This window comes from Nocardia yunnanensis (assembly GCF_003626895.1).
In the GTDB taxonomy this organism is placed as follows: domain Bacteria; phylum Actinomycetota; class Actinomycetes; order Mycobacteriales; family Mycobacteriaceae; genus Nocardia; species Nocardia yunnanensis.
Genome location: NZ_CP032568.1, coordinates 4,798,808 through 4,824,325 on the forward strand (window position 1 = coordinate 4,798,808; position 25,518 = coordinate 4,824,325).

At 69.4% G+C, this 25,518-nt stretch carries 24 protein-coding genes; 12 read left to right on the forward strand and 12 right to left on the reverse strand.

Annotated features, from left to right (window positions below):
- Window positions 1-99: 99 nt before the first annotated feature.
- Together D7D52_RS22530 and D7D52_RS22535 are read right to left on the reverse strand one after the other, a co-directional pair.
- Window positions 100-1,692, reverse strand: coding sequence for an FAD-dependent monooxygenase (locus D7D52_RS22530; RefSeq protein WP_246023225.1), 1,593 nt, complete (start codon window positions 1,690-1,692; stop codon window positions 100-102).
- A gap of 144 nt (window positions 1,693-1,836) precedes the next feature.
- Complete coding sequence (locus tag D7D52_RS22535) at window positions 1,837-2,325, reverse strand: nitroreductase/quinone reductase family protein (RefSeq protein ID WP_120739381.1); 489 nt, start codon at window positions 2,323-2,325, stop codon at window positions 1,837-1,839.
- 112 nt (window positions 2,326-2,437) lie between these two features.
- Between D7D52_RS22535 and D7D52_RS22540 the strand changes: the two genes are divergently transcribed.
- Entirely contained in the window at window positions 2,438-3,343 is a 906-nt protein-coding gene (locus D7D52_RS22540) for an RNA polymerase sigma-70 factor (protein ID WP_120739384.1), read from the forward strand.
- Here the strand turns inward: D7D52_RS22540 and D7D52_RS22545 are convergent.
- Window positions 3,340-4,116 carry an isocitrate lyase/PEP mutase family protein gene (locus D7D52_RS22545; RefSeq protein ID WP_120739386.1) on the reverse strand — a complete coding sequence of 259 codons (777 nt, stop codon included), beginning with the start codon at window positions 4,114-4,116 and terminating at the stop codon, window positions 3,340-3,342. The genes D7D52_RS22540 and D7D52_RS22545 overlap by 4 nt on opposite strands.
- A gap of 20 nt (window positions 4,117-4,136) precedes the next feature.
- On the reverse strand, window positions 4,137-5,840 hold the full coding sequence (locus D7D52_RS22550; protein ID WP_120739388.1) for an LCP family protein: 1,704 nt from the start codon (window positions 5,838-5,840) through the stop codon (window positions 4,137-4,139).
- Window positions 5,841-5,928: 88 nt separating this feature from the next.
- Here D7D52_RS22550 and argC point away from each other — a divergent pair, with 88 nt between their 5' ends.
- From argC to D7D52_RS22580, 6 genes are all read left to right on the forward strand, one after another.
- Window positions 5,929-6,987: an N-acetyl-gamma-glutamyl-phosphate reductase gene (gene argC / locus D7D52_RS22555; protein ID WP_120739390.1), complete on the forward strand. Its 1,059-nt coding sequence runs from the start codon at window positions 5,929-5,931 to the stop codon at window positions 6,985-6,987.
- A complete protein-coding gene (gene argJ, locus D7D52_RS22560; protein ID WP_120739392.1) occupies window positions 6,984-8,192 on the forward strand; it encodes a bifunctional glutamate N-acetyltransferase/amino-acid acetyltransferase ArgJ in 1,209 nt (402 codons plus the stop codon). The genes argC and argJ overlap by 4 nt, the downstream gene beginning before the upstream one ends.
- Entirely contained in the window at window positions 8,189-9,088 is a 900-nt protein-coding gene (gene argB, locus D7D52_RS22565) for an acetylglutamate kinase (RefSeq protein WP_120739394.1), read from the forward strand. Before argJ ends, argB begins: the two co-directional genes overlap by 4 nt.
- A gap of 156 nt (window positions 9,089-9,244) precedes the next feature.
- Entirely contained in the window at window positions 9,245-10,438 is a 1,194-nt protein-coding gene (locus tag D7D52_RS22570) for an acetylornithine transaminase (RefSeq protein ID WP_120739396.1), read from the forward strand.
- Window positions 10,435-11,379 carry an ornithine carbamoyltransferase gene (gene argF / locus D7D52_RS22575; protein ID WP_120739398.1) on the forward strand — a complete coding sequence of 315 codons (945 nt, stop codon included), beginning with the start codon at window positions 10,435-10,437 and terminating at the stop codon, window positions 11,377-11,379. Before D7D52_RS22570 ends, argF begins: the two co-directional genes overlap by 4 nt.
- Window positions 11,376-11,903, forward strand: a complete 528-nt coding sequence (locus D7D52_RS22580) for an arginine repressor (RefSeq protein WP_281279120.1) — start codon at window positions 11,376-11,378, stop codon at window positions 11,901-11,903. The genes argF and D7D52_RS22580 overlap by 4 nt, the downstream gene beginning before the upstream one ends.
- Window positions 11,904-11,994: 91 nt before the next feature.
- Here D7D52_RS22580 and D7D52_RS22585 read toward each other — a convergent pair whose 3' ends face one another.
- From D7D52_RS22585 to D7D52_RS22590, 3 genes are all read right to left on the reverse strand, one after another.
- Window positions 11,995-12,297 carry a hypothetical protein gene (locus tag D7D52_RS22585; protein ID WP_162958481.1) on the reverse strand — a complete coding sequence of 101 codons (303 nt, stop codon included), beginning with the start codon at window positions 12,295-12,297 and terminating at the stop codon, window positions 11,995-11,997.
- Between the two features lie 206 nt (window positions 12,298-12,503).
- On the reverse strand, window positions 12,504-12,662 hold the full coding sequence (locus D7D52_RS37925) for a hypothetical protein (protein ID WP_162958482.1): 159 nt from the start codon (window positions 12,660-12,662) through the stop codon (window positions 12,504-12,506).
- A 132-nt stretch (window positions 12,663-12,794) separates the two neighbouring features.
- Window positions 12,795-13,562: a trans-aconitate 2-methyltransferase gene (locus D7D52_RS22590; RefSeq protein WP_120739403.1), complete on the reverse strand. Its 768-nt coding sequence runs from the start codon at window positions 13,560-13,562 to the stop codon at window positions 12,795-12,797.
- Between the two features lie 241 nt (window positions 13,563-13,803).
- On the opposite strand from D7D52_RS22590, the gene D7D52_RS22595 reads away from it, so the two are divergent.
- The 3 genes from D7D52_RS22595 to argH all read left to right on the forward strand — a co-directional run bounded on the left by D7D52_RS22595 (window position 13,804) and on the right by argH (window position 17,367).
- Window positions 13,804-15,006, forward strand: coding sequence for an argininosuccinate synthase (locus D7D52_RS22595; RefSeq protein ID WP_120739405.1), 1,203 nt, complete (start codon window positions 13,804-13,806; stop codon window positions 15,004-15,006).
- A gap of 160 nt (window positions 15,007-15,166) precedes the next feature.
- Window positions 15,167-15,949, forward strand: a complete 783-nt coding sequence (locus tag D7D52_RS22600) for an SAM-dependent methyltransferase (protein ID WP_246023226.1) — start codon at window positions 15,167-15,169, stop codon at window positions 15,947-15,949.
- The gene (argH, locus tag D7D52_RS22605; protein WP_120739407.1) at window positions 15,946-17,367 is read left to right on the forward strand and encodes an argininosuccinate lyase; all 1,422 of its coding nucleotides are present in this window, start codon (window positions 15,946-15,948) and stop codon (window positions 17,365-17,367) included. Before D7D52_RS22600 ends, argH begins: the two co-directional genes overlap by 4 nt.
- Before the next feature lie 56 nt (window positions 17,368-17,423).
- Here the strand turns inward: argH and D7D52_RS37930 are convergent, their stop codons facing one another.
- From D7D52_RS37930 to D7D52_RS22620, 4 genes are all read right to left on the reverse strand, one after another.
- Window positions 17,424-17,603: a hypothetical protein gene (locus D7D52_RS37930; protein ID WP_162958483.1), complete on the reverse strand. Its 180-nt coding sequence runs from the start codon at window positions 17,601-17,603 to the stop codon at window positions 17,424-17,426.
- Between the two features lie 172 nt (window positions 17,604-17,775).
- Window positions 17,776-19,188, reverse strand: coding sequence for a hypothetical protein (locus D7D52_RS22610; RefSeq protein WP_162958484.1), 1,413 nt, complete (start codon window positions 19,186-19,188; stop codon window positions 17,776-17,778).
- A gap of 509 nt (window positions 19,189-19,697) precedes the next feature.
- A complete protein-coding gene (locus D7D52_RS22615) occupies window positions 19,698-20,168 on the reverse strand; it encodes an iron chaperone (protein ID WP_120739411.1) in 471 nt (156 codons plus the stop codon).
- Window positions 20,169-20,197: 29 nt separating this feature from the next.
- Entirely contained in the window at window positions 20,198-20,626 is a 429-nt protein-coding gene (locus D7D52_RS22620; RefSeq protein ID WP_246023227.1) for a VOC family protein, read from the reverse strand.
- A 74-nt stretch (window positions 20,627-20,700) separates the two neighbouring features.
- Between D7D52_RS22620 and D7D52_RS22625 the strand changes: the two genes are divergently transcribed.
- The gene (locus D7D52_RS22625) at window positions 20,701-23,724 is read left to right on the forward strand and encodes an ATP-binding protein (protein ID WP_222932657.1); all 3,024 of its coding nucleotides are present in this window, start codon (window positions 20,701-20,703) and stop codon (window positions 23,722-23,724) included.
- A gap of 239 nt (window positions 23,725-23,963) precedes the next feature.
- Complete coding sequence (locus tag D7D52_RS22630; protein ID WP_120739413.1) at window positions 23,964-24,287, forward strand: DMT family transporter; 324 nt, start codon at window positions 23,964-23,966, stop codon at window positions 24,285-24,287.
- A gap of 7 nt (window positions 24,288-24,294) precedes the next feature.
- Here D7D52_RS22630 and ilvA read toward each other — a convergent pair whose 3' ends face one another.
- The gene (gene ilvA / locus D7D52_RS22635; RefSeq protein WP_246023228.1) at window positions 24,295-25,509 is read right to left on the reverse strand and encodes a threonine ammonia-lyase; all 1,215 of its coding nucleotides are present in this window, start codon (window positions 25,507-25,509) and stop codon (window positions 24,295-24,297) included.
- Window positions 25,510-25,518: the final 9 nt, after the last annotated feature.

Below are 25,518 nucleotides of genomic sequence, written 5' to 3' on the forward strand. Positions count from 1 at the left end.
TTCGGCTCGGCCATTCGCGCGGCCTGCCGAAAGTGAACGCCGGAATCCGGCCCGAGCCGAGAGCGCGGGCCGGACCGATCAGCCCTGTGTCCGATCGAGTCAGTCGCTGACCGCGACGGCGGCCACGGCAGGGCGTACCCCGGCGGCCTTCGCCGGTGCGGGCGCGCCGAACCAGGTGGCCAGCGCGTCGCGCAGGGCGGGTCCCGCCGCCGCTGCCGTCTCGTCCACCGTTGCGGCCCAGGCGATGTGGGCGTCCGGACGGATCAGCAGGGCGTCGGCTGGGCGGTCGGCCGTGGTGGCGGTCCGGACGTCGACGCGATCGGCCCACCGCTCGGCGACGTCGCGCAGGTCCGGGCGATCGGCGAGGATCAACAGGACCGGGCGGGCCGTGCGGAGCAGGTCGCCGACGGTCGTGTCACCTGTCTCCGTGCGCAAGGGAAGGTCGGCGACGACGGTGCCGGTCAGCGGGTGCCCGTTGGGATTCGGCAGCGGATAACGCAGGTCGGTGCCCGCGATGAGGTCGCCGACCCGCTGCAGCGCAGGAGTATCGCTGAGCAGTTCGCCGAACAGCCGGCGCAGGGCCTGCGCCGCCGGATCGTCGCTGCGCCGCAACGCCACCTGGGCTTGGGTGTGCATCATGGTGCGCTCGCCCGCGAAGTGACGTTCCGCGTGGTAGCTGTCGAGCAGGTCCGCGGGAGCCGTGCCGTTCAGGTCGGCCGCCAGCTTCCAGGCCAGGTTGATCGCGTCGAGCATGCCCGCGTTGAGGCCGACGCCCGTGGCGGGGAAGGCGTGGGCGGCGTCACCGGCCACCAGAATCCTTCCGGCCCGGTAGCGTTCGGCCTGGCGGGCCTGGAACTGGTAGCGCGACAGTCGAATCGGGGAATGCATGGGCAGGTCGACGCCGACGATGCGCCGGATGCTGTCACCCAGTTCCGCGAGCGTCATCGGCTCGTTGTCGTCGATGTCGGAGGTGGCATCCTCGGTGGTCTGGATCATCAGCGTGTGCTGCGGGGACAGCCCGCCCACCGCGAACACGCCCCGTTCGGTACGGGTGAAGCCGGTGGGAACCGTGCCCTGCCCGGCGATCGCGAGCTCGCCGGTGTCGAGCTGGGTCACCGTGTCGTCCACACTGAGCTGGCCCAGCCGGTTGACCTCCGGGTAGGTGAGGCCCGGGAAATCGATTCCGGCCAGTTCGCGGACGCGGCTGCGCGCCCCGTCGCAGGCCACCACATAGCTCGCGGCGAACCGCTGCCGGCCGTCCGGCCCGTCCGCCAGGACGGTGACCCCGGTCTCGTCCTGCTCCACGTCGGTCACCTGATACCCGCGGCGGATCTCCGCGCCGAGCTCGGTCGCCCAATCGTCCAGCAGCTGTTCGAGTTTCGGCTGCGGCAGGTGCATGGCCCGCAGCGGCGGCGCGGCCAGCGGGCCGAAGCTCACGTGCATGCCGCCGAACGGGATGGCGGCCGCCGGGTCGGCGTCGGTGGCGATCGCCGCGAGCCGCCCGGCCAGTCCTCGATAGCCCAGCAGTTGCACGATCTGCCCGCTGAGACCGTTGGCCTTGGGCACCGTCCGCAGCCGCGGGCTCCGCTCCAGCACCAGCGGCCGCACCCCGGCCAGCCGCAGCTCGGCCGCCAGCATCAGGCCGGTGGGGCCCGCGCCCACGATGATCACGTCGGCATTCGACTCAGGCACTCGCAGTACTCCGTTTCGTGGGTTGTGGCTACGGCCAGCAATATTGCGGCATGACGGGGGTCTTGCCGCAATCCCCCCGGTTCGATATACGTTGAGAGGGGAAAGAATTGCTCCGGTGTACCTGGATCCGATGCTCCGAGACGGTCAGGAGATGCGGGTCAGGACGGCGATGGGGAAGCGTCGGGGGCTGAGGGCTCGGTAGGTGTCGCAGTGGGGGTAGGCGGCCGTCAGTGTGCGCCAATGGGATTCGTATTCGGCCTCGTCGGTGACGACGCGGGCGGTGACGGGGAAGGTGTCGCGGCCGACGCGGGCGGTGATGTGGTCGGCGGCCACGAGGTTCTTCCACCAATTGGGGGTGCCGGGGTTGCCGCCGTTGGAGCCGCAGACGAGTAGGTCGTCGCCGGACCAGACCTGCATGAGCATGACCGGGCGGGGCTCGCCGGATGTGCGGCCGGGGACGGTGAGTTCGAAGACCGGGTCGCCGAACAGGGTGGTGAAGCGGGTGCCGCCGAAGCGGTGGTAGAGGCGGCGGTGCAGGCGGCCGTAGAAGCGGGTGAGCGGGGCGAGGTAGGTGCTGAAGTAGTGGTTGAAGCGGCCCGCGAGGGTGAGCCGGGTGGATGCGGTGGCGGACATGGGAATTCCCCTCGGACGGATGATCGTTTCGGATGACTGTACAGGGTGTCCAGTGAATCGACGTGGTGGCTTGTGGTGGTGATGTCCGGTTCGCCGTGGCTAGGCTTCGATCATGACCGCAGGCACGGAATCCGGTCCCCGCGACGAGGTGGACGCCTTCGACCGGCTGCGGCCACTGCTGTTCACCATCGCCTACGAAATGCTCGGCAGCGCCGCCGATGCCGAGGACGTGGTGCAGGACAGCTATCTGCGCTGGCGCGCCACCGATCCGGCGCAGGTGCGGCACCCGCGTGCCTACCTCACCCAGATCGTCACCCGGCAGGCGCTCAACCAGCTGCGCACCGTGCGCCGTCGCCGCGAGGAGTACGTGGGCAGCTGGCTGCCCGAACCCGTGCGCACCGAATCCGACGCCAGTCACGATGTGCTGCTGGCCGAATCGGTGTCCATGGCCATGCTGTTGGTGCTGGAAACCCTCGGCCCGACCGAGCGGGCGGTGTTCGTGCTCGCGGAGGTGTTCGGGCACAGCATGGTCGAGATCGCCGAGATGGTCGGCAAATCCGATGCCACCGTGCGCCAGATCGCGCACCGCGCCCGCGCGCACGTGCGCGAGCGGCGTAAACGCTTCGAACCCGACTCCGACACCAGCCGCGCGGTGATCGGCACCTTCCTGCGGGCCGCGCGGACGGGGGACGTGGCCACCCTGATGGAGGTGCTGGCCCCCGATGTCGTGCAGATCTCCGACGGCGGCGGCAGGGTCCACGCGGCACGTCACCCGGTCGTGGGCGCGCAGCGGGTCGCCGGCTACCTGCTCGGCTTGGCTCGAAAGCTGCTGGGGGACATGACCGTCGAACTCGGCACCTACAACGCGCTGCCCGCGGTGCTGCTGCGCGGCCTGGACGGGCGACTCGACACGGTGGAGCTGATCGAGATCACCGGCGGCCGCGTCACCGCGCTGTACGCCATCCGCAATCCCGACAAGCTGCACACCGCCGAGCTGACCCGCGCCCTCGAACGCTAGGTCTCGAGCAGCCGCTGAATCGTTGCGTAGGAGGGGATCTCGCCGACCAGCTGATGGTCGTGCGCGACCGATTCAGCCGTGTGCACCGCCGCCGCCAGGGCCGCCCGATACAGCAGCGACCCGGTGCTGATCCGCCGCACGCCGAGTTCCGCCAGCTCGGCCACGGCCGGTCCGGCGGGGGAGAACAGCACGTTCAGCGGGACGGTCGTCGCCGCGGTGAGCGCACGGATACCGTCGGCATCGGTGAGCCCGGGCACGAAAACGCCGTCCGCGCCGCACTTCTCGTAATGCTGGACCCGCGCGAGCGTGGAATCCACCTCCAGGCCCAGCCAGTGGGTATCGGTGCGCGCGTTGACGAAAAGCTCCGGCGCCGTGGACTTCACGGCCGCGATCACCTCGCCGTGCGCCACCGGATCGGCCAGCCCCGCATTGGCTCGGCTGTCCTCGAGGTTGATGCCCGCGATCCCCGCCGCGGCCAGTTCGGCGCAGAACCGCGCCACCTCACCCGGGTCGGTGCTGAACCCGCCCTCGACATCCACCGTCACCGGAATCGGCAATCGGCCCAGTCGCCGTGCCAGCGTGAGCGTTTCGTCGCGCGTCGCCGCCGTCCCGTCCGGCAGCCCCGCCGCGGCGGCTACCCCGAGACTGGTGGTGCCGACCGCCGCGAACCCGGCCTCGGCCAACAGGGCGGCCGACCCGTAGTCCCAGGCATTGGGCAGCACCAGCGGCCGTGCGCCGTGGTGCAGACTGCGAAAGAGCTCGGTCTTGGTCATGGCGTCGCTCCTCGGCGGAATCAGTTGACGCAGGGGATCTTCGAGCCGATCTGGGTGGTGACCGGTTTCCCGGAGTCGGGTGCGTCGGAGGTGGCGGCGTCGGAGGTGGCCGCGCTCGTCGACGATCCGGCGGTCGTGGTCGGCACCGGCGTGGTGGTGGCGCTGGTGGGATCCAGTGTGGTGAGGTCCAGATCGCTGCCCACCACCAGTTTGACGTGGCCCGAGGACAGCAGCGTCGAGGGGCTCACCGGGATGCCGCCGAACATCTCCGACAGCTGCTTGGCGTCGGTGTCGGCGCCGGTGCCGTAGTAGATGGTCGAGGTGGTGCCGTCGGCGTAGGTGGCGTTGCTTACGTCGCCGGCCGGGAAACCCTTGGCGGTCAACAGCTTCGACACCTTGGCGGCTTGTCCGGGGGTGCCGCTGGCATTGGCGACGTCCAGCGTCGAGGTGGGGGCGGTCACCGGGGTGCTGGGCGCGGCCTGGGTGGAGACGCCGAACGCCTGGCGCACCGTCTTCTTGATCGCGACCGGATCGATGATGTTCACGTCCTGGCCGTCGATATTGTCGTAGCGCAGCACCGGCAGCGTGCGGAACTCCACGGTCGGCGATTCCGCGCGGCCCAGCGTGGTGGCGAAGTCGGTGAGGTTCCAGCCGTCCGACAGCACCACGTCCTTGTGCGCGGCGTCCATGAGCGCCTTGAGCCGGCCCGGATTGGCCAGCGTGCCAGAGCTCTTCATGGAATTGGCGACCGAGGTGAGGAACGCCTGCTGCCGGTGGGTGCGGTCGAGGTCGCCGTTCTCGAGGCCGTGGCGCTGGCGCACGAACGCCAGTGCGTCGGAGCCGTCGAGGTGCTGCGGCCCGGCCGGGAACTGCGCGCCGGAGTAATAGCTGTCGTCCACGGCGTGATTGAGACAGACGTCTACGCCGCCCAGCGCGGTCGCCAGATCGTAGAAACCGGCCAGCGAGATCTCCGCGAACCGGTTGATCGGCACGCCGGTGAGCGCCTTCACGGTCTGGACGATGCTGGCGCGCCCGGCTTCTCGGCCCTGACGCTCCAGTTCCGGACCCTCGGCCATGCCCTTGGCCTTGAGCTTCTCCTCGGTGTCGTACTTCTTGAGACCGTAGGACTCCTTGATCTTTGCGTGGTCGTAGCCCGGAATGCCCTGTACCGGTACGTAGTCGTCGCGCGGGATGGAGAACGCGATGATGTGCTTCAGATCCTTCGGAATGTGCACCAGGATGAGCGAATTGGCGTTGTAGCCGCCCTCCGAGCCGTCACCGGCGTGCAGCTGGTCGAGGATCGCCTTGGGTAGGTCGTTGCCGTCCAGGTCTTTTCGGGTATCCAGACCGATGAGCAACATATTGATATCGCCGTCGAGGTTGACGTCCTCGGGGGCGATCGCCCCGGAACGGACGAAGCCTTGATCGAAATCCATGCGGCCGTACCAGACCATGCCGGTGATACCGATCACGCCGGCGGCCACCAGTGCGGTGATCCCGCGGCCGGCGATGCGCAGCCGGCGGTCGCGCTCGCGCTGCGCGGGGGTGCGCGCGGGCTTGCCGGGCTTGTCTTCCGCGCGCCGCTTGCCCGCGCGCCGGCCGGTCGAAGCCGGCTCGGCACGTCGCGACCGGCGGGGAGTCGGGGTGGGCGTCTCCGGTGCGCGGCGGCTGCGGCCCGCGGCGGGGCCGACGACCGGCAGCGGTTGGGTGGCGTCGTCGTACATGGCGCTGTCGAGTGTGCCGTAAGCGGCGCTCGCTGTCAGATTTCCGCCCGGTTGTGAATGAGCTTGCACAGTCGTGCATAATCATCACATGGTGGATGTCTCGAACGGGCCCCTGCGGGTCGCGGTAGCCGGCGCGAGCGGCTACGCGGGCGGTGAAGTGCTGCGACTGCTGCTCGGTCACCCAGCCTACCGAAGCGGGCGCCTCGAGATCGGGGCGCTGACCGCGGGCTCCAATGCCGGCGCCACCCTCGGTGAGCTGCAGCCACACCTGCTGCCGTTGGCCGACCGGGTGCTCGCGCCCACCACCGTCGAACAGCTGGCGGGTCACGACGTGGTGTTCCTGGGCCTGCCGCACGGGCAGTCCGCGGCGATCGCCACCGCGTTGCCGGAGTCCACGATCGTCATCGACTGCGGCGCGGACTTCCGGCTCACCGACGCCGCCGCGTGGGAGAAGTATTATGGCAGCCCGCACGCGGGCAGCTGGCCCTACGGCCTGCCCGAATTGCCCGGCGGGCGTGACCGGTTGCGCGGCGCCACCCGGATCGCGGTGCCCGGTTGCTATCCGACGGTGTCGAGCCTGGCGCTGGCCCCGGCCGTCGCGGCCGGGATCGTCGAGCCGCGAGTGAACGTGGTCGCCGTGAGCGGCACCTCGGGCGCGGGCCGCAAACTCGATGTGGGCCTGCTGGGTTCGGAGGTGATGGGCTCGCTGCGCGCCTACGGCATCGCCGGCGCGCACCGGCACACCCCGGAGATCGCGCAGAACCTGAAGGCCGCCGCCGACGGGACGGACGTGCGTGTGTCCTTCACCCCGGTGCTGGCCCCGCTGCCGCGCGGCATCCTCGCCACCTGCACCGCACCCACCACCGTGGACGCCGCCACCGCGCGCGCCGTCTACGAGAAGGCTTACGCCGACGAGCCTTTCGTGCACCTGCTGCCCGAAGGCGTACTGCCGCAGACCGGTTCGGTGCTGGGCTCCAATGCCGTCACCCTCCAGGTGACCGTGGACGCCGACGCCGGACTGCTGGTGGTGATCGGCGCGATCGACAACCTGACCAAGGGCACCGCGGGCGCCGCGGTGCAATCGATGAATCTGGCTCTCGGCATCGACGAGACCGCAGGACTTTCCACCGTAGGAGTGGCACCGTGACAATCGACGACGGCAAGCTGGTGCGGACCCAGGGCGTCACCGCACCGCTGGGATTCCGGGCCGCGGGCATCGCGGCGGGCATCAAGAAGTCCGGCAAGCCGGACCTGGCGCTGGTGTTCAACGAGGGCCCCGACTACGCGGCGGCGGGCGTGTTCACCCGCAACAAGGTCAAGGCGGCGCCGGTGCTGTGGTCGCAGCAGGTGCTGACCGGCGGGCGGCTGCGCGCGGTCATCCTCAATTCCGGTGGCGCGAACGCCTGTACCGGTCCGGGCGGCTTCCAGGACACCCACGCCACCGCCGAGGAACTGGCGAAGGCGTTGAGCAACTGGGGAACCGAGACCGGCGCGGGCGAGATCGCGGTCTGCTCCACCGGTTTGATCGGCGACCGGCTGCCGATGGACAAGCTGATCCCGGCCGTCACCGAGATCGTGCACGAGATGGGCGGCGGGCTGCAGGGCGGCGCGGAGGCGGCCCGGGCCATCATGACCACCGACACCGTGCCGAAAGAGGCGGCGTTCCATCATCGGGACAAGTGGAACGTGGGCGGCATGGCCAAGGGCGCGGGCATGCTCGCGCCGTCGCTGGCCACCATGCTCGTCGTGCTGACCACCGATGTGGTGGCCACGCCCGCGCAGTTGGACGAGGCGCTGCGCAACGCGACCGGCTACACGTTCGACCGGCTCGATGTGGACGGGTCCTGCTCCACCAACGACACGGTGCTGCTGCTGGCCAACGGCGCGTCCGGGGTGACGCCGAGCCAGGCCGATCTGAACGCGGCCGTGCTCGCGGTTTGCGACGATCTGGCCGAGCAGCTGATGAGCGACGCCGAAGGCGTCACCAAGCGGGTGCACATCACCGTGAAAGGCGCTGTCAGCGAAGACGAAGCGCTCATCGGGGCGCGGGCGATCGCGCGCGACAGCCTGGTGAAGACCGCGTTCTTCGGTTCGGATCCGAACTGGGGTCGCGTGCTGGCCTCGATCGGCATCGCGCCCATCGAACTCGACCCCAACCGGGTGTCGGTGTCGTTCAACGGATCTCCGGTGTGCGTCGACGGCGCGGGTGCGCCGGGAGCCCGCGAGGTGGACCTGTCGGGACCCGACATCCAGGTGCTGGTCGAGTTGAATCTCGGTGACGGCGAGGCCACCGTGCGCACCACCGACCTCTCGCACGGCTATGTCGAAGAGAACTCGGCCTACAGCTCATGAGCGATGTGCTGAAACGGCTTTCGGCGTTGGAGAAGGCGCACGTCCTCGCCGACGCGCTGCCGTGGCTGCAGAAGTTCCGCGACAAGATCGTGGTCGTGAAGTACGGCGGCAACGCCATGATCGACGACGAGCTCAAGCGGGCGTTCGCGGCCGATATGGCGTTTCTGCGCACGGTCGGCGTGCACCCGGTGGTGGTGCACGGCGGCGGCCCGCAGATCTCGGCGATGCTGAAGAAGCTCGGCATGACCGGTGAGTTCCGCGGCGGGTTCCGGGTCACCACGCCCGAGGTCATGGACGTGGTGCGGATGGTGCTGTTCGGGCAGGTGGGCCGGGAACTGGTGGGGCTCATCAACGCTCACGGGCCGTACGCGGTCGGCATCTCCGGCGAGGACGCGCACCTGTTCACCGCCACCCGGCGCAGTGTGCTGGTCGATGGGGAGGCCACCGATATCGGCCTGGTCGGCGACGTCACCTCGGTGGAGCCGTCCGCGGTGCTGGATCTCATTGCGGCGGGCCGGATTCCGGTGGTGTCCACCATCGCGCCGGACGCGGACGGCGTGGTGCACAACATCAATGCCGATACCGCCGCCGCTGCGCTGGCCGAGGGCATAGGCGCGGAGAAACTGGTCATTCTCACCGATGTCGAGGGCCTGTACACGAATTGGCCCGACCGGTCGTCGCTGACCACCCGCATCGACACCGACGAACTCGCGAAACTGCTGCCGTCGCTGGACGAGGGCATGGTCCCCAAGATGGAGGCGTGCCTGCGCGCCGTCGAGGGCGGGGTGCCGACCGCGCACGTCATCGACGGCCGGGTCGCGCATTCGGTCCTGCTGGAACTGTTCACCGGGGAGGGCATCGGCACGATGGTCACCCCCGCACAGGAGATCTCATGAGCGAGCGTAGCGAGCGGAAAATGAACACAGCCACGAGTGTGCTCGTGCTGGAGCCGAGCGCCAGCGAGGTGGAAGCATGAGCGAGCGTAGCGAGCGGGAAATGAACACAGCCACGAGTGTGCTCGTGCTGGAGCCGAGCGCCAGCGAGGTGGAAGCATGAGCACAGCCGATATTCAGCAGCGGTGGTCGACCGCGTTGATGAACAACTACGGCACCCCGAAGGTGGCGCTGGTGCGCGGCGCGGGTGCGGTGGTCTACGACGCCGACGGCAAGCGCTACCTGGATTTCCTGGGCGGCATCGCGGTCAACAGCCTCGGGCACGCGCATCCGGCGATCCTGGCGGCGGTCACCCAGCAGCTGGGCACGCTCGGGCACGTGTCGAATCTGTATGCGTCCGAACCCGTCATCGAACTCGCCGAGCGGCTGCTCGCCCACTTCGGAGACGGCAACGGCAAGGCGTTCTTCTGCAACTCCGGCACCGAGGCCAACGAGGCCGCGTTCAAGATGGCGCGGCTGACCGGACGCACCAAGATCATCGCCTGTGAGGAGGCGTTCCACGGACGCACCATGGGCGCACTGGCTTTGACCGGCCAGCCGTCCAAGCGCGCCCCCTTCGAACCGATGCCCGCCGGCGTCGTGCACGTGCCCTACGGTGACGCGCTGGCGCTGGCCGCCGCCGTCGACAAGGACACCGCCGCGGTCTTCCTCGAGCCCATCATGGGTGAGAGCGGCGTCGTGGTGCCGCCGGCCGACTACCTGGCCAAGGCGCGCGCCATCACCAAAGAACAAGGCGCACTGCTGATCCTGGACGAGGTGCAGACCGGTATCGGGCGCACCGGCGCGTTCTACGCCCATCAGGCGTCGGGCATCGTGCCCGATGTCATCACACTGGCCAAGGGTTTGGGCGGCGGCCTGCCCATCGGCGCCGTGCTCGCGCAGGGCCCGGCGGCGGAGCTGCTGCAGCCCGGCATGCACGGCACCACCTTCGGCGGCAACCCCGTCTGCGCGGCCGCGGCGCTCGCCGTGTTGCGGACCATCGACGAAGAGGGTTTGCTCTCGCACGTGGAGACGGTGGGCAAGATTCTCGTCGACGGGATCGAGCAACTCGACCACCCGCTGGTCGATCACGTCCGGGGCGCGGGCCTGCTCATCGGCATCCAGCTCACCGCCGACGCCGCCGCCGAGGTGGACGCCGTCGCGCGGGAGGCCGGCTACCTGCTGAATCCCGCCAAGCCCACCGTGATTCGACTCGCGCCGCCGCTGGTGCTCACCGAGACCCAGGCCGAGAACTTCCTGTCCGACCTGCCCGGCATCCTCGATGCCGCCCAGGCCCAGAAGGAGACCAAGTGACCATCCGGCATTTCCTGCGTGACGACGACGTCACCCCCGCCGAACAGGCCGAAATCCTCGCGCTGGCAGCGGAATTGAAGGCCGCGCCGCAGTCGCGGCGGCCGCTGGCGGGGCCGCGCGGCGTCGCGGTCATGTTCGAGAAGAACTCCACCCGTACGCGTTTCTCCTTCGAGATGGGCATCGCGCAGCTGGGCGGGCACGCGGTCGTGGTCGACGGGCGCGACACCCAGCTCGGGCGCGAGGAGACCCTCGCCGATACCGGCCGCGTGCTGTCGCGCTACGTCGACGCCATCGTGTGGCGCACCTTCGAGCAGGCGCGGCTGGACGAAATGGCCGGGGCGGCAACGGTTCCCGTGGTCAACGCGCTGTCCAACGAGTTCCACCCCTGTCAGGTGCTGGCGGATCTGCAGACGTTGAAGGAGCGCAAGGGCTCCGATCTGAGCGGACGCAACCTCGTCTACCTCGGCGACGGCGCGAACAATATGGCGCATTCGCTCATGCTCGGCGGTATCACCGCGGGCATGAACGTGACCATCGCGGCGCCCGAGGGTTTCGAGCCGTTCGGCTGGATCGTGGAGGCCGCGCAGAAGCGGGCCGCCGAGACCGGTACGCGCATCGTCGTCAGCAACGATCCGCAGGCCGCCGTCGAGGGCGCGGACGCCCTCGTCACCGACTCGTGGACCTCGATGGGCCAGGAGAACGACGGCCGCGACCGGGTCGCGCCGTTCCGGCCCTTCCAGGTGAACGCCGATCTGCTGGCGCGCGCCGCCGCGGATGTGACCGTGCTGCACTGCCTTCCGGCGCATCGCGGCGAGGAGATCACCGACGAGGTCATCGACGGCCCGCACAGCGCGGTCTGGGACGAGGCCGAGAACCGGCTGCACGCGCAGAAGGCGCTGCTGGTGTGGCTGCTGGAGCGTTTCGAGCGAGGTGAGGGGTGAGCAGCGGCGAACGTCGCGCTCCCGTCGCGTCCGGGAAGGCGGGTGCGGCCATCGCGCGCACCCGCGCCGGACGGCAGGCCCGCATCGTCGCGATCCTCTCGCAGCACGAGGTCCGCAGCCAATCCGAACTGGCCGTACTGCTGTCGGCCGAGGGGATCGAGACCACCCAGGCCACCCTGTCGCGGGATCTCGACGAACTCGGCGCGGTGAAACTGCGCGCGGCCGACGGCGGCGCGGGCGTCTACGTGGTCCCCGAGGACGGCAGCCCCGTGCGCGGTGTCACCGGCGGCACCGAACGCCTGTCCAAACTGCTGGGCGATCTGCTGGTCTCCACCGACGCCAGCGGCAATATCGCCGTGCTGCGCACCCCGCCCGGCGCGGCCCACTTCCTGGCCAGCGCCCTCGACCGCGCCGCCCTGCCCGAAGTGGTCGGCACCATCGCCGGTGACGACACCATCGCCGTCATCGCCCGCGAGCCCATGACCGGCGCCGAACTGGCCGCCAAGATCGAACAATTGGCCTGAATCGCACTGCGCCGCAGGATGATCGCGGCTATCGGCACGGGATCGGCGGCGACATCGGGTGATGTCGCCGCCGATTCGCGCGGGGCCTGCCTCAGTTGATGGTGAAGCTGCCGGCCATCGGGGGCGTGCCGTCGGCGCCGGCGGCGACCGTGCCGATGGGGTCGCCGGAGCAGTCGATGCTGGCGTAGAAGGTGGCGGTCTGATCGGTGCCGTTCGAAACGACGGTGGTGTCCTCGTCGGTGAGCTTGATGCGTACGCAGCCCGTCGGATTCACCAGGACCCGGCCATTGGAGACCAGGGTGCCGGTCGCCGCCTGCGCGGTTCCCGGTACGAGCACCGCCACCGTCCCGGCCACTGCGGCAGCGCCCAGAACTCCAGCAATACGCAACTTCATCGAATCCTCCGTGGTAAATCTTCGCCCCAAGATCAGGGCGTTGCCATCCTGCTGGCAGACCGACATCTTTGCAATTCGAGGTAGCCGGGAGAATACGGTGATGTTTCGGAATGCGGCGGCGGGCCGAGGCCGAACAGCCACCGGGACAAAGGAATCGGCGGCGGCATCCGGGGATGCCACCGCCGATTCGCGGGTGATCAGCTGGTTCAGTTGAGCGGGTACTGGCCGGGCGGGTAGGCGCCACCGCCGCCCTGGCCGGTGCCGCCCGAGGTGATGAGATCCTGCGCGAACTGCAACGCGGCCGAGCCGATGGACAGGATGTCGTGGCCGAGGGTGCCGACGTTCTGAGCGAGGGTCGAGAGCATGGCTGATTCCTCCGGTTGGCGCGGGGGTAGTGATCTCAGAGTGACACAGCCCGGCGCGCGGTGATCGAGAAACCTGCCGATGCGCGCATTTTCGGAGAAATGTCGCATTCAGTGCCGACCGGTCGTCACGAATCAGGGCTGTTTGTGCGCCACCGCGAAGACCCGGCGGAAGGGCAGCCAGGTGGTGCCGTCGGCCTGTTCGGGATAGGCGGCCCGCAGCAGCGGGGCGAGATCGGCGCGGAAATCCTGCCAGTCGCTCTCGTCGAGGGCGTCGCGCACCGGCCGCAGCGCCGTGCCGGTCACCCACTCGAGCACCGGATCGGCTCCCGTCAGCGGCTGCAGATAGGTGGTCTCCCAGGCGTCCACCCGGCAGCCCGCGGCGGTCAGCACCGCCGCGTAGCCGGCGGGATCGGGTACCGACTCCCGATGCACCAGAGCCACGGAACCCAGCCGCCCACGCCAGGTTTCGGACGCCACCAGCTCCCGGATCGCGAGATGCGAAGGCGCGTCGAAGTTCCCGGGGACCTGCAAAGCGAACCACGCTCCCGGCGGCAGCGCCGCGATCCAACCCGGCAGCAGCGCAAGATGATCCGGCACCCACTGCAGCACGGCATTGGTCACCACCACATCGGTATCCGGTGCGGGCTGCCAGTCGCGCACATCGGCGACGGTGGCGTCGATGCCGTGTTCCCTTGCCGCGGCGACCATTTCGGGCGAGGAATCGAACGCCTCCACCACCGCCCCCGCCCACCGCTCGCGCAGCGTGACGGTCAGATTCCCGGGCCCGCACCCCAGATCGGCCACCCGCCGCGGCTTGCTCGCGCCCACGCGATTCACCAGGTCGAAGAACGGCCGCGCCCGCAAATCATCGAACGCCAGGTACTTGTCCGGATCCCACATGGGCCGCTCCGATCCTGCTCGATGTCCCCAAACCGTACGTCCGTACTGTATTCCCGCGCCGGTCTCGGTGCAAGGATGGGGGCGGTCGGTTCGGTCCGGCGGGACCCCGGTTATGAATGGGATTGCATCGTCGTGCATAATCATTTGCAGGACGACGGAGCGCCACGCAGAGCCGGGTACGGCACGCGAGTCGAGCGCACCGGCCCGGAACCTATACGCACAATCGAGGAGCACACGGACTATGACGAAGCGCGTCGTACTCGCCTACTCCGGCGGGCTGGACACCTCTGTCGCCATCAGCTGGATCGGCAAGGAGACGGGCGCGGAGGTCGTCGCCGTCGCCATCGATCTCGGCCAGGGTGGCGAGGACATGAACGACGTGCGCCAGCGCGCGCTGGACTGCGGCGCGGTCGAGTCCATCGTCGTGGACGCTCGTGACGAGTTCGCCAACGAGTACTGCCTGCCGACCGTGCAGGCCAACGCGCTCTACATGGGCCGTTACCCGCTGGTGTCGGCCATCTCGCGGCCGCTGATCGTCAAGCACCTGGTCGAGGCCGCCGAATACCACGGCGCCGACACCGTTTCGCACGGCTGCACCGGCAAGGGCAACGATCAGGTTCGCTTCGAGGTCGGCATCGGCGCGCTCGCGCCCGACCTGAAGGTCATCGCGCCGGTCCGCGACTACGCCTGGACCCGTGAGAAGGCCATCGAGTTCGCCGGCGAGAACAAGCTGCCGATCAACGTGAGCAAGAAGTCGCCGTTCTCCATCGACCAGAACCTGTGGGGCCGTGCGGTCGAGACCGGGTTCCTCGAGGATCTGTGGAACGCGCCGACCAAGGACGTCTACGACTACACCGTCGACCCGACCGTCAACTTCGAGGCGCCCGACGAGCTCATCATCACCTTCGACAAGGGTGTTCCGGTCGCCATCGACGGCCGCCCGGTCACCATGCTCGAGGCCATCACCGAGCTCAACAAGCGCGCGGGTCGGCAGGGCGTGGGCCGCCTCGACATGGTCGAGGACCGGCTGGTGGGCATCAAGTCGCGCGAGATCTACGAGGCGCCGGGCGCCATCGCGCTGATCGCCGCGCACCAGGAAATGGAAGCGGTCACCATCGAGCGCGAGCTGGGCCGCTACAAGCGGCAGGTCGAGCAGCGCTGGGGCGAGCTGGTGTACGACGGCCTGTGGTACTCGCCGCTCAAGCGCGCGCTGGACGCCTTCGTGCAGGACACCCAGCAGCACGTCTCCGGTGAGATCCGCATGGTGCTGCACGGCGGCAGCGTGGTCGTCAACGGCCGGCGCTCCGACGAGTCGCTCTACGACTTCAACCTCGCCACCTACGACGAGGGCGACACCTTCGACCAGTCGCTGGCCAAGGGTTTCGTGCAGATCCACGGCCTGTCGTCCAAGGTCGCGGCGCGCCGGGACCTCAACAGCAAGTAGTAGCCTGCGACCGAGACCTCGGCCGAAGGAGACGCGCCCATGCGAACCGATGACGACAGTTGGGACATCACGGAGAGCGTGGGCGCGACGGCCCTCGGCGTGGCCGCCATTCGCGCCTCGCGAGGACGCCCTGTTCCGGGATCCGTACGCGGCGAAGCTGGTGAGCGCGGTCGCCTCGCCGGGCTGGGACGCGATCATGTCGGGGTCGCTGAGCGGGCAGAGCGCCGACGACGGCGATCTGCGCGGCTGGTCGATGGGCAGCGTGCTGATCGCCCGGACGGTCTACTTCGACGAATACTTCGCCGCCGCGGTGCGGGCGGGGATCCGGCAGTTCGTGATTCTGGCGGCCGGTCTCGACGCTCGCGCCTACCGGCTCGAATGGCCTTCGGGCACCAGGATTTTCGAGCTCGACCAGCCGAAGGTGCTGGCCTTCAAGGCGCGAGCGCTGGCCGACGATCGGCCCGCCGCCGATCGGCGCGAGGTGGCCGTCGATCTGCGGCAGGACTGGCCGAACGCCCTGCTGGACAAGGGTTTCGAAGCTGGCGAGCCGACCGCCTGGCTGGCGGAGGGCCTGCTGCGGTATCTGCCCGGTGACGCGCAGAACCGGTTGCTCGAGCAGGTGCTGGAGCTCAGCGCGCCCGGCAGCCGGATGGCGTTGAATCTGGGCCGGGGCGGCGACATGTCCGACGAATTCCGGGAACGGCGGCGCAAGGTCATGGCGGAGGCCGGAATCCAGATCGACCTGGAAAAACTGTTCTATCCGTGGGAGGACCGCCACGACCCCCGCGACTGGTTCGCCATGCACCGGTGGCTGGTGACCGAGGGCGACCCGGTCGCCCTGCTCGAAGACCACGGCCGTAGCGTCCCCGCGGCGGCCAAGGACGGGATGGGCGCACACATTCTGATGACCGCGACGAAACCGCGAGGAGACGAGACGCAATGACCCAGGGCGGCAGCACCAATGAAGGCGCGCTGTGGGGTGGGCGCTTCGCGTCCGGCCCCGCCGCGGCGATGGCGGCGCTGAGCAAATCGACCCACTTCGACTGGGCGCTGGCTCCCTACGACATTCGCGCCTCCAAAGCCCATGCGCGCGTGCTGCACAAGGCCGGGCTGCTGTCGCAGGACGATCTGACCGGCATGCTCGCCGGACTGGATGCCCTTGCCGCGGACGTGGCCTCGGGTGCGTTCGGGCCGCTGGAGTCCGACGAGGACGTGCACGGTGCGCTCGAGCGCGGGCTGATCGATCGGGTCGGCGCCGAGCTCGGCGGGCGGCTGCGCGCGGGACGGTCGCGCAACGATCAGGTGGCGACACTGTTCCGCATGTGGTTGCGGGATGCGGTGCGGCACATCGCTTCCGGTGTGCTGGACGTGGTCGACGCGATCACCGAGCAGGCTGCCGCGCATCCGGACGCGGTCATGCCCGGCAAGACGCATCTGCAGGCCGCGCAGCCGGTGCTGCTGGCGCATCACCTGCTGGCGCACGCGCATCCGCTGCTGCGCGATATCGAGCGGCTGCGCGACTTCGACAAGCGGGCCGCGGTGTCGCCCTACGGTTCCGGCGCGCTGGCGGGGTCCTCGCTGGGCCTGGATCCGGAAGCCATCGCCGCGGAACTGAATTTCGATTCCTCGGCCGCCAACTCCATCGACGCCACCTCCTCCCGCGACTTCGCCGCCGAGGCCGCGTTCGTGCTGGCCATGATCGCCGTCGACCTCAGCCGCATGGCCGAAGAGGTGATCATCTGGAGCACACCGGAATTCGGCTACATCACCCTCGCCGACGCCTGGTCCACCGGGTCGTCGATCATGCCGCAGAAGAAGAACCCGGACGTCTCCGAGCTCACTCGCGGCAAGGCCGGCCGGCTCATCGGCAACCTCACCGGCCTGCTCGCCACCCTGAAGGCGCAGCCGCTGGCCTACAACCGTGACCTGCAGGAAGACAAGGAACCCGTCTTCGACTCGGTCGCCCAGCTGGAGTTGCTGCTGCCCGCCATCGCCGGGCTCGTCTCGACGCTGACCTTCCACACCGACCGCATGGCCGAGCTGGCTCCCGCGGGCTTCACCCTCGCCACCGACATCGCCGAATGGCTTGTCCGCCAAGGCGTCCCGTTCCGCGTCGCCCACGAGGCCGCGGGCGGCTGCGTCCGCGCCGCCGAGGCTCGCGGCGTCGGTCTCGACGAGCTGACCGACGCGGAGTTCGCCGCCGTCGACCCGGCCCTCACCCCGGCCGTCCGTGAGGTCCTCACCGTCCAGGGCTCCATCGCCTCCCGCAATGCCCGCGGCGGCACCGCCGGCACCCAGGTCGCCAAGCAGCTGGAAGAGGTGCGCGGCACCGCCGCCACCCACCGCGCCTGGCTCAGCTGACCCGACACGCCAACGGCCGTTGGGTTTCCGTTCCCGGAACCCCAACGGGCCGTCAGTCATCCGCGTCGATAATTCATGTGCTTGGCAGCGGGCACGGCCGCACGACCGGCATCGTGCACCTTCCCCCCGCCGACCTGCTGCTTGCCGTTCTTCTTCCCCCGCCGCTCCCGCCGCGAAAGCGGCTGCTCGACAGGGTTTTCCGAGGGAATTTCCGGCAGCGAAAAGCGCTCAGGCATGAGTCCTCCTAAAATATGCGTGACCGACCAACCGGTGGATCGCCGGCCAAAATCGGGAAAGCCACAACACGACCCAAGGCCGCGGGGCATCAGAAGCGAAGCGCGCTCAGGAGAACAGAATCAGCCACATGCCGAGCACTGTAACCACAAGCGCACCACCCCCGCATCCCATTTATTTCTCGTCGGGTCGCCCAGCGCCTTCCAGTAGTTCGAAGAACTCCGCGCGAAGGTCTTCGTCCGGCTCGACGGCGGCCGCGTCTCGTACCCAGGCCCGGGCCGCGGCCGGAAGATCCGGACCGTACCGGCTGGCCAGCGTCCGTAGACCGAAGCCGCGCAGCCTCGTGCCGGTGGTGCTGAGTGCTGTTTTTATCAGCGGCAGGAGGTCGGCTTCGGCCGCGTCGCAGTCGCCGAGGTAGCTCAGGACAAAGTCGAGAACGCTTTCCTCGTCGGAGGCCCCGATCAGCCTTCCCGGTTCCGGCCCGACGGCCATTTCCTCCAAGGGCAACACTTCGCGGGCAAGTCGGACCAGGTGCGGGCGCTCGGATTCCGGGGCGTGACTGACTGCCCACCACCAGATATAGCTGTCGTACCGAGGTTGCCGCATCCGGGCGAGTGCATGCGACAACGCGTCGATGCCCACGGCCTCGGCGCACGCGAGCGCACGGCGGAATTCGTGTGTGGCGGGATGGTCGAGTGCTGTCCGAACGTGTTGCCGCCAGTCGGGGCGGGCCAGCAACGCGCTGTACTGATCGAGGACTCGTGTGACCTGCTCTTCCGGCCAATCCGCCTCCGAGGGAGGTCTTTTCAGCACATCGAACAGGTCGCGCGCGGTGCTGATGTAGGTGAGATTCGGAGGTGCGGCGCCGATCAGTTCGCCGAATCGAGCCATACACGGCAGGGCATCCACATAGTGCCGGATGTCCGCGGTCGGCCCGTGCAGGTCCGCGAGCGCGGCGAGGATGCCCGAGGCGCCGTCGAGAAGCTCGGCGTCCACTGCCGGCGAGAGCAGTGCCGTATAGAGATCGCCTGTAGTGGCGGCGATATGGGCGAGGTACTGGTCGAGGATGCCATTACGGAAACCCGAACGCAGCAACCACGACTTGATGTCAGGGTCCTGGGTTCCCCGCAAGCGCTCGACAGCGTAGATGCGCCCCCACCCCTCCACCCGGCGAGCCAGAGAATAAATAGCCTGCTCTCTGTCGGGCTGCGTCTTGGCCAGCGCAATGACCGCGTACAAGGTCAGATCGTCGAAAGTGCCGAGAAGCAAGAGCAATTCCCGATCACTCGCATCTCCCACGACCCCCAGCATGACCATGCCGAGCGCCACAGCATTCCGCCGAGTCCCGTGCTCGGCCAGCCACCGCGCCAAGGCCCGCAGATCAGCGACGGAAAAATCCAGTCCCCGCAGCCCGTCGACCAGCCCATCGGCCACATCCAGCGAATTCTGTTCCGCGAGCAGATCGTGCAACGCAGCCAGCGTTTCCACCCCAGGGTCCGCCAACACCGCCGCGACCATATCGACCAGCGCCGAAACAGAAGGAGGCTCCCCGCCCCCGCCATGATGCGTCCGAATCCCATCGAGCACAGTCGAACTCAAAAACCCAGCCCCACCGCCCTCATCCGGAAGCGGCCTACCGCCCTGCGGCCACGGCCCAGACCCGTGCAACGCCACAAGACCGAGGGCATGAGAAAGAAAAGTGGTCCGACCATCCGACAGCTCGAAGGCCGACCACTGGCCGGGGATCACCGGCAGGGGCGCACAGCGCCCTTTCCATTAGAGAAGATCACCCCGCCACCGTAACATCCGAGCCCCAATTGTTCTCGAGACTCCCTTCGCCCCCGATGTGACTGTTGGGCGGGACTGCCGCCCAACAGGTCTCGATAATCGGGGTCAGTGCGGCCAGCAGGCGGGGGCCGTGCTGTCCATCCAGCAGTCGGAGCTGCCGGTGGGGACGAGGAGGGGGCCGAACATGCCCAGGGCCATGGCGATGAAGTACATGGAATCGAACCTTTCGCAATATGGATTACGAGGGGGACGGTAGATCGCCGGGGCGGTGGTGGGCAGACCCTACTCCCGGGGGCGGCGGGGAGGGGTTAGCTCAGGGCCTGGGTGATGAGGGATTTGATGCGGGATTCGACGGTGGGGGTCATGGATTGGATGGCGTAGGTGACGGGCCAGAGGTTGCCGTCGTCGAGGTTGGCGGGGTCGTTGAAGCCGAGGGTGGCGTAGCGGTAGTTGAACTTGGCGGCGGGCTGGAAGAAGAAGACGATTTTGCCGTCGCGGGCGTAGGCGGGCATGCCGTACCAGGTTTTGCAGGTGAGGTCGGGGGCCACGGTCTTGGTGAGGGCGTGGAGGCGTTCGGCGATTTCGCGGTCGGTGCCGGTCATTTCGGCGATTTTGGCGAGGACGTCCTGTTCGCCGTCGGCCTTGGCGGAGCGGGAGGAGCGGCGGGCGGCCGTCTTCAGTTCGGCGGCATGGGCTTTCATGGCGGCGCGCTCTTCGGCGCTGAAGCCGACGGTGGTCTTCTTGGGGGTGGTCTTCTTGGCGGTGGGCTGGGTGGCCATGGCTGAAATCCTTTGCGGGAGTGGGTGGGTCAGCGGTCCTGGATGAGGCCCAGGATGTTGCCGTCGGTGTCGGCGACGGTGGCGACGAGGCGGCCGCCTCCGACCTCGCGGGCGGGCTGGTCGACGGTGGCGCCGGCGGCGATCAGGTCGGCGAGCTTGGCCTCGATATCGGTGACGTGCCAGTAGGAGACCGGGGTGGTCATGGCCTGCGGGCCGCCGCCGGGCACCAGGCCGATGTGCTGGCCCTGCGCCTCGAAACCGACGTAGTAGGGGGAGTCGGTCTGCGGGTCGGCGCCCAGCAGCGCGGCGTACACGGACTTCGCGGCGGCGAGGTCCGAAACGGGATGCAGCACCGTCTTGATGCCCATCGTGGTCATGATCTGCTCCTGTGGATCGGTGAACCCGGTGTGCTTCCAGAGTCGCCCTCGGACCCCGGCGTCCACATCCGTGGCGACCACGGAATCCACCACGGACCGCGACTTGGTATCCGGCCGTACCGTGCGCGGCCGCGGAATGCGGCAGACTGGGGCGCATGGCTGTGACGTCGGAGATCTCCACGCGCGAGACGGAAGTGCTGGCGCTGGTCGGCGAGCATCTCAGCAATGCCGAGATCGGCGCGCGACTGTTCATCTCGGTGCGCACCGTCGAGAGCCACGTGTCGTCGCTGCTGCGGAAACTGGAACTGCCCGACCGCCGGGCGCTGGCCCAGCACGCCGCCGCGACCCGCCCGGCGAGCCCGCGGCCCGCCCCCGCACTGCCGAAACCGCTCACCTCGTTCATCGGCCGCACCCGCGAACGCGGCGAACTCGCCGAGCTGATCAAGACGCAGCGGCAGGTGACCGCGGTCGGACCGGGCGGCGTCGGCAAGACGCGGCTGGCGCTCGCGGTGGTGGCCGAGGTGGCCGCCGAATTCGCCGACGGTGCGTGGTTCGTCGACCTGGTGCCGGTCTCCAGTCCCGACAAGTGCGTGGTCGCGGGCACCGTGGCCATGGCGCTCGGCCTCGGCGAGCAGCCCGGCCGCAGCTTCGACCGGGTGCTGCTGTCGGCGCTCGCGGACCGCAATGCGCTTCTGGTGCTGGACAATTGCGAGCACGTCCGCGACGGTGTCGCCCCCTTCGTGGAGGCGCTGCTGGAAACCTGCCCGGGCATGAGCGTGCTGGCCACCAGCCGCGCGCGCCTCATGGTGCCGTTCGAACGCGTCTACACCGTCCCGCCGATGTCGCTTGCCGGAGAAGGCGCTTCGGACGCGGTCGACCTGTTCATGGACCGCGCGACGGCCGGCGGCTGGCCGCCCAACAACGCCATGCGCGACCAGGTCGCGGCCTTCTGCGAACGGCTCGACGGCGTGGCGCTCGCCATCGAATTGGCGGCCGCCCGCTGGACCACGCTCGGATTGGACGGTCTCACAGCGGGTTTGGACGATCAGCTGCGCATGCTGGAGGGGGGAGCCCGCGCCGACGACCGGCACCGCTCGGTGCGCGCGGCCCTGGACTGGAGCCACGAGCTGCTCGCGCCGGAGGACCGGGAGTTGCTGCGCCGGGTCGCGGTGTTCATGACCGCGTTCCCGGTCGACGCGGCGGCGGAAGTGTCGGGTCTCGACAAGGGCAGGGTCGCAGCGGGTTTGGCGCGACTGGCCGAGCAGAGCCTGCTGGTGGTCACCGAAACGACTGCCGGAACCCAGTTCCGGGCGCTGGAGACCATCCGGCAGTATGGTCTCGAGCAGCTCGACGCGGCGGGGGAGCTGACCGGCACCCGTGCCGGACACCTGCGCTGGTGCGTCGCCGAGGCGGCGGAGCTCACGGCGTCGCGCGGCGACATCCGTCCCCGATTCGACACCGTCGCAGACGATTTCCGCGCGGCGCTCGGCTGGGCGGGCGAGCAGCCGGACCGGCGCGCGGACGCCTACCGCCTGACCCGACACTTCGCCGCACTCCTGTTCGCCAGGCATTTCACCGGCGAATCCCAGTGGCGCCACGAACAAGCCGCCTACCTGGCCGACGACCCCGCCGCAGCCGCTGACCTGCTGCGCCACGCCGCCGCGGCGGCCGGCTGCCAAGGCAACGGTGACGACATGTACCGCCTCTATCGCACCGCCAGCGACTTCGCCTGCCGCGCGGGCGATTCCGCCGCAGCCGCCGCGGACCTCGCGACCGCGGCCGCCTCGGTCAACCGCTTCCCCGGCAAGTTCGAACATCTCCCCAGCGCGGACGAGGTAACCGCACTCCTCACCGAGGCCCGGCACCTGGCCGAAGCGACCGGGCCTGCGTCAAACCGACTGCACGCCGGGGCAACCGCATCCCCCGAAGCCGTCGATGGCGAAGGCTCTTCACCGACAACAGATCCGGCCGACGCTGTGTCGCAGTCGTCCGAGTCCTCTCGAGTGGCAGGGCTTCCGACTGACCCCGCCCAGGCCGCGAGAGCGCAGGCGGCGATCGGCGTCGCGGACGCCGCAGCGCTGGCCGAATGGCTTCCGGCCGACCCCACGCGGGTCGCGGGAGCGCGGGCGGCGATCGGCGTCGCGGAGGCCGCGGCGCTGGTCGAGCGCGTCGTTGCTTCGCCTGATACCGATACCGCTGTGGCGGAGGTGGTTTCGCAGGCAGAGCGTGCAGTGGAGCTGGCGCGTGCCACACGCGACCCGCTGGCCGAGTCGGCCGCGCTCGATGTGCTCGCCACCGCGCAGGGGCGGGCGGGCGATCTGGCCGCCGCCGCGACCACCGCACGCCGCCGCATCCGCGTCCTGTCGACCACCCCGGACGATCCGGCCGGCACCCACGAACTGATCGACGCGCTCGACGCGGCCGCCGAATTCGGGCTCGGCGCAGGCGATCTGCCCGGTGCGCGGCGCTGGGGCCGGCAGCTGGCGGAGCATCCGATGCTCGCCGAAGTGGGGCACACCGCCACCAGCAGACTGCTGGTGGCGGATGCGCTGGCGGGCAATGTGGACGAGGTCCTCACCCAGGGGGCGCGATTCCTCGAGTCGTGGCAGCGCGAGGACTGCCCGGCCCGGGCCGCGCTGGGCGCCGCGGTGGCGGGAGTCCGCATGATCCACGGCCTGCGTGACGATTTCGACGCCGAACGCGAATGGACCGGCGTCCTCCAGCGACTCGGTACCCCGCCCGCCGACGCCGACGGCTACCAGGCGGTGTTCGACGCCCTGCTCATGCTGCACCACGGCCAGTCCGCCGACGCTCTGGAACGCACCGACCTCGAGGACGCGCGCACCCGTGTCGCCGGAGCGTGGCTCCCGTGGTACGTCGCTCTGCACGTCGAGGCCGCGGTGATCACCGGAAATGGTTCCACCGCAGTCGATTTCGCCGATGCGCGCAGCGCCGTCACCGGAAACCCTGTGGCCGCAGCCATAGTCGACCGCGCCGAAGCCCTCCACGCCAAGGACCGCGACCGATTGCTCTCCACCGCAACCACCTTCGGCGCGGCAGGCTGGACCTACCAGTCCGCCCGCACCAAGATCCTCGCCGGCGGTGAGGCCGCGACCCAGGGCGCGGCCGACATCACCGCCCTCGGCCTGGCCCCGATGTCCGCACCGGTCCACCTCTAGACTTCGCGCCCCCGCGGCAGCAGCCCAGGCATCCGCTGTGGGAGGGAACCAACTCCCGACGGCAGGTGACAGCACGCAGCTGTTGTCGGTCTGGAAGAACTGGCTGCCGGTGCCGCCGACCCCATCCCAGGCGCAGAACGTGCCAGCCCTCGACGAGGTCACCAACCACCAGCCAACGAGCGACTGATCACGCAGGTCGGCTCCGCGGAAGCGGCAGCGGCAATGGCTATCCTGCGGTGATGACCTTGGTACTGCTGGGATTGGCCATCGCGTGTGAGGTGACGGCGACCGTGTCGCTGAAGATCTCGGAGGGCTTCAGCAAACTTGTGCCCTCGATCATCGTGGTGATCGCGTACGGGGCCGCGTTCTACTTCCTGTCGCAGGCGCTCGAGCGCGGTATGGCGATCGGGGTGGCGTACGGAATCTGGTCGGCGGTGGGCGTGGTGGCGGTGGCGACCATCGGGGCCCTGTTCCTCGACGAGCGCATCACGCCGGTGCAGATCGGCGGCATCGTGCTCGTGATCGCCGGAGTGCTCGCGCTGGAACTCGGTGGCGCGCACTGACGACCGATCAATCCTCTACGCGCACAACATATCCCACCTGCTCCAGCGCCTCGAGCACCTCGTCGCGGTGGGCCGCCCCCCGGGTTTCGAGGGTGAGCAGCACCTCCACCTCGTCGATCGCCAGCCACGCGCCGGTGCGGGAATGCACCACATCCAGCACGCTCGCGCCGGTGCGGCCGAGTTCGGCCAGCAGCCGCGAGAGACTGCCGGGCCGGTCGGAGATGGTGACCCGGGCCGCGAGATAGCGGCCGGCGGCGCTGAGGCCGTGGCCGATCACGCGGGTCAGCAGCAGCGGATCGATATTGCCGCCGGACAGGATCGCGCAGACCGGGCCGTCGAGAGCGAGTTCGTCCGGGCCGCACGACATCAGCGCGGCCACGGCCGCCGCGCCCGCCGGCTCGACGATCATCTTCGAGCGTTCCATGCACAGCAGCAGCGCCTTGGACAGCGCCTCCTCGTCCACGGTCACGATGTCCGGTGCGCTCGCGACGATGTGCTCGAAGGGCACCTCGCCCGGCCGCCCGACCGCGATACCGTCGGCCATGGTCGACATGTGCTCGAGCGCCACCGGCTTGCCCGCCGCCAGCGAGGCGGGCCAGGCGGCGGCCTCGGCGGCCTGCACCCCGATCACCCGCACTTCGGGCTTGCGCCGTTGCAGCACCGCGGCCACCCCGGCCAGCAGTCCGCCGCCGCCGGTCGGGATCAGCACCGTGCCGACATCCGGGAGCTGGTCGAGGATTTCGAGTCCGCAGGTGGCCTGCCCGGCCACGATGTCCACGTGGTCGAACGGATGCACCAGGGTCGCGCCGGTCCGCTCGGCGAATTCCCGTGCGGCGAACAAGGATTGATCGATGGTGTCGCCGACCTGATACACCGTCGCGCCATATGCCTTGGTGGCCACCAGTTTCGGCAGCGCCGCGCCCACCGGCATGAACACCGTGGACTCGATGCCCAGCGACGTCGCCGACCAGGCCACACCCTGCGCGTGATTGCCCGCGCTGGCCGCGACGACACCGCGCGCCCGCTCGGCCTCCGACAGGTTGGCGATGCGGTTGTAGGCCCCGCGCGGCTTGAACGATCCGGTGCGCTGCAGGTTCTCGCATTTGAGCCAGACCTCGTGACCGACCCGCTCCGACAGCACCCGCGACGCCACCACCGGAGTCCTCCTGATCACCGGTGCCAGCAGGGTCGCCGCCGCTTCGATCCGCGCCATCAGCTCCATGGCGGCCAT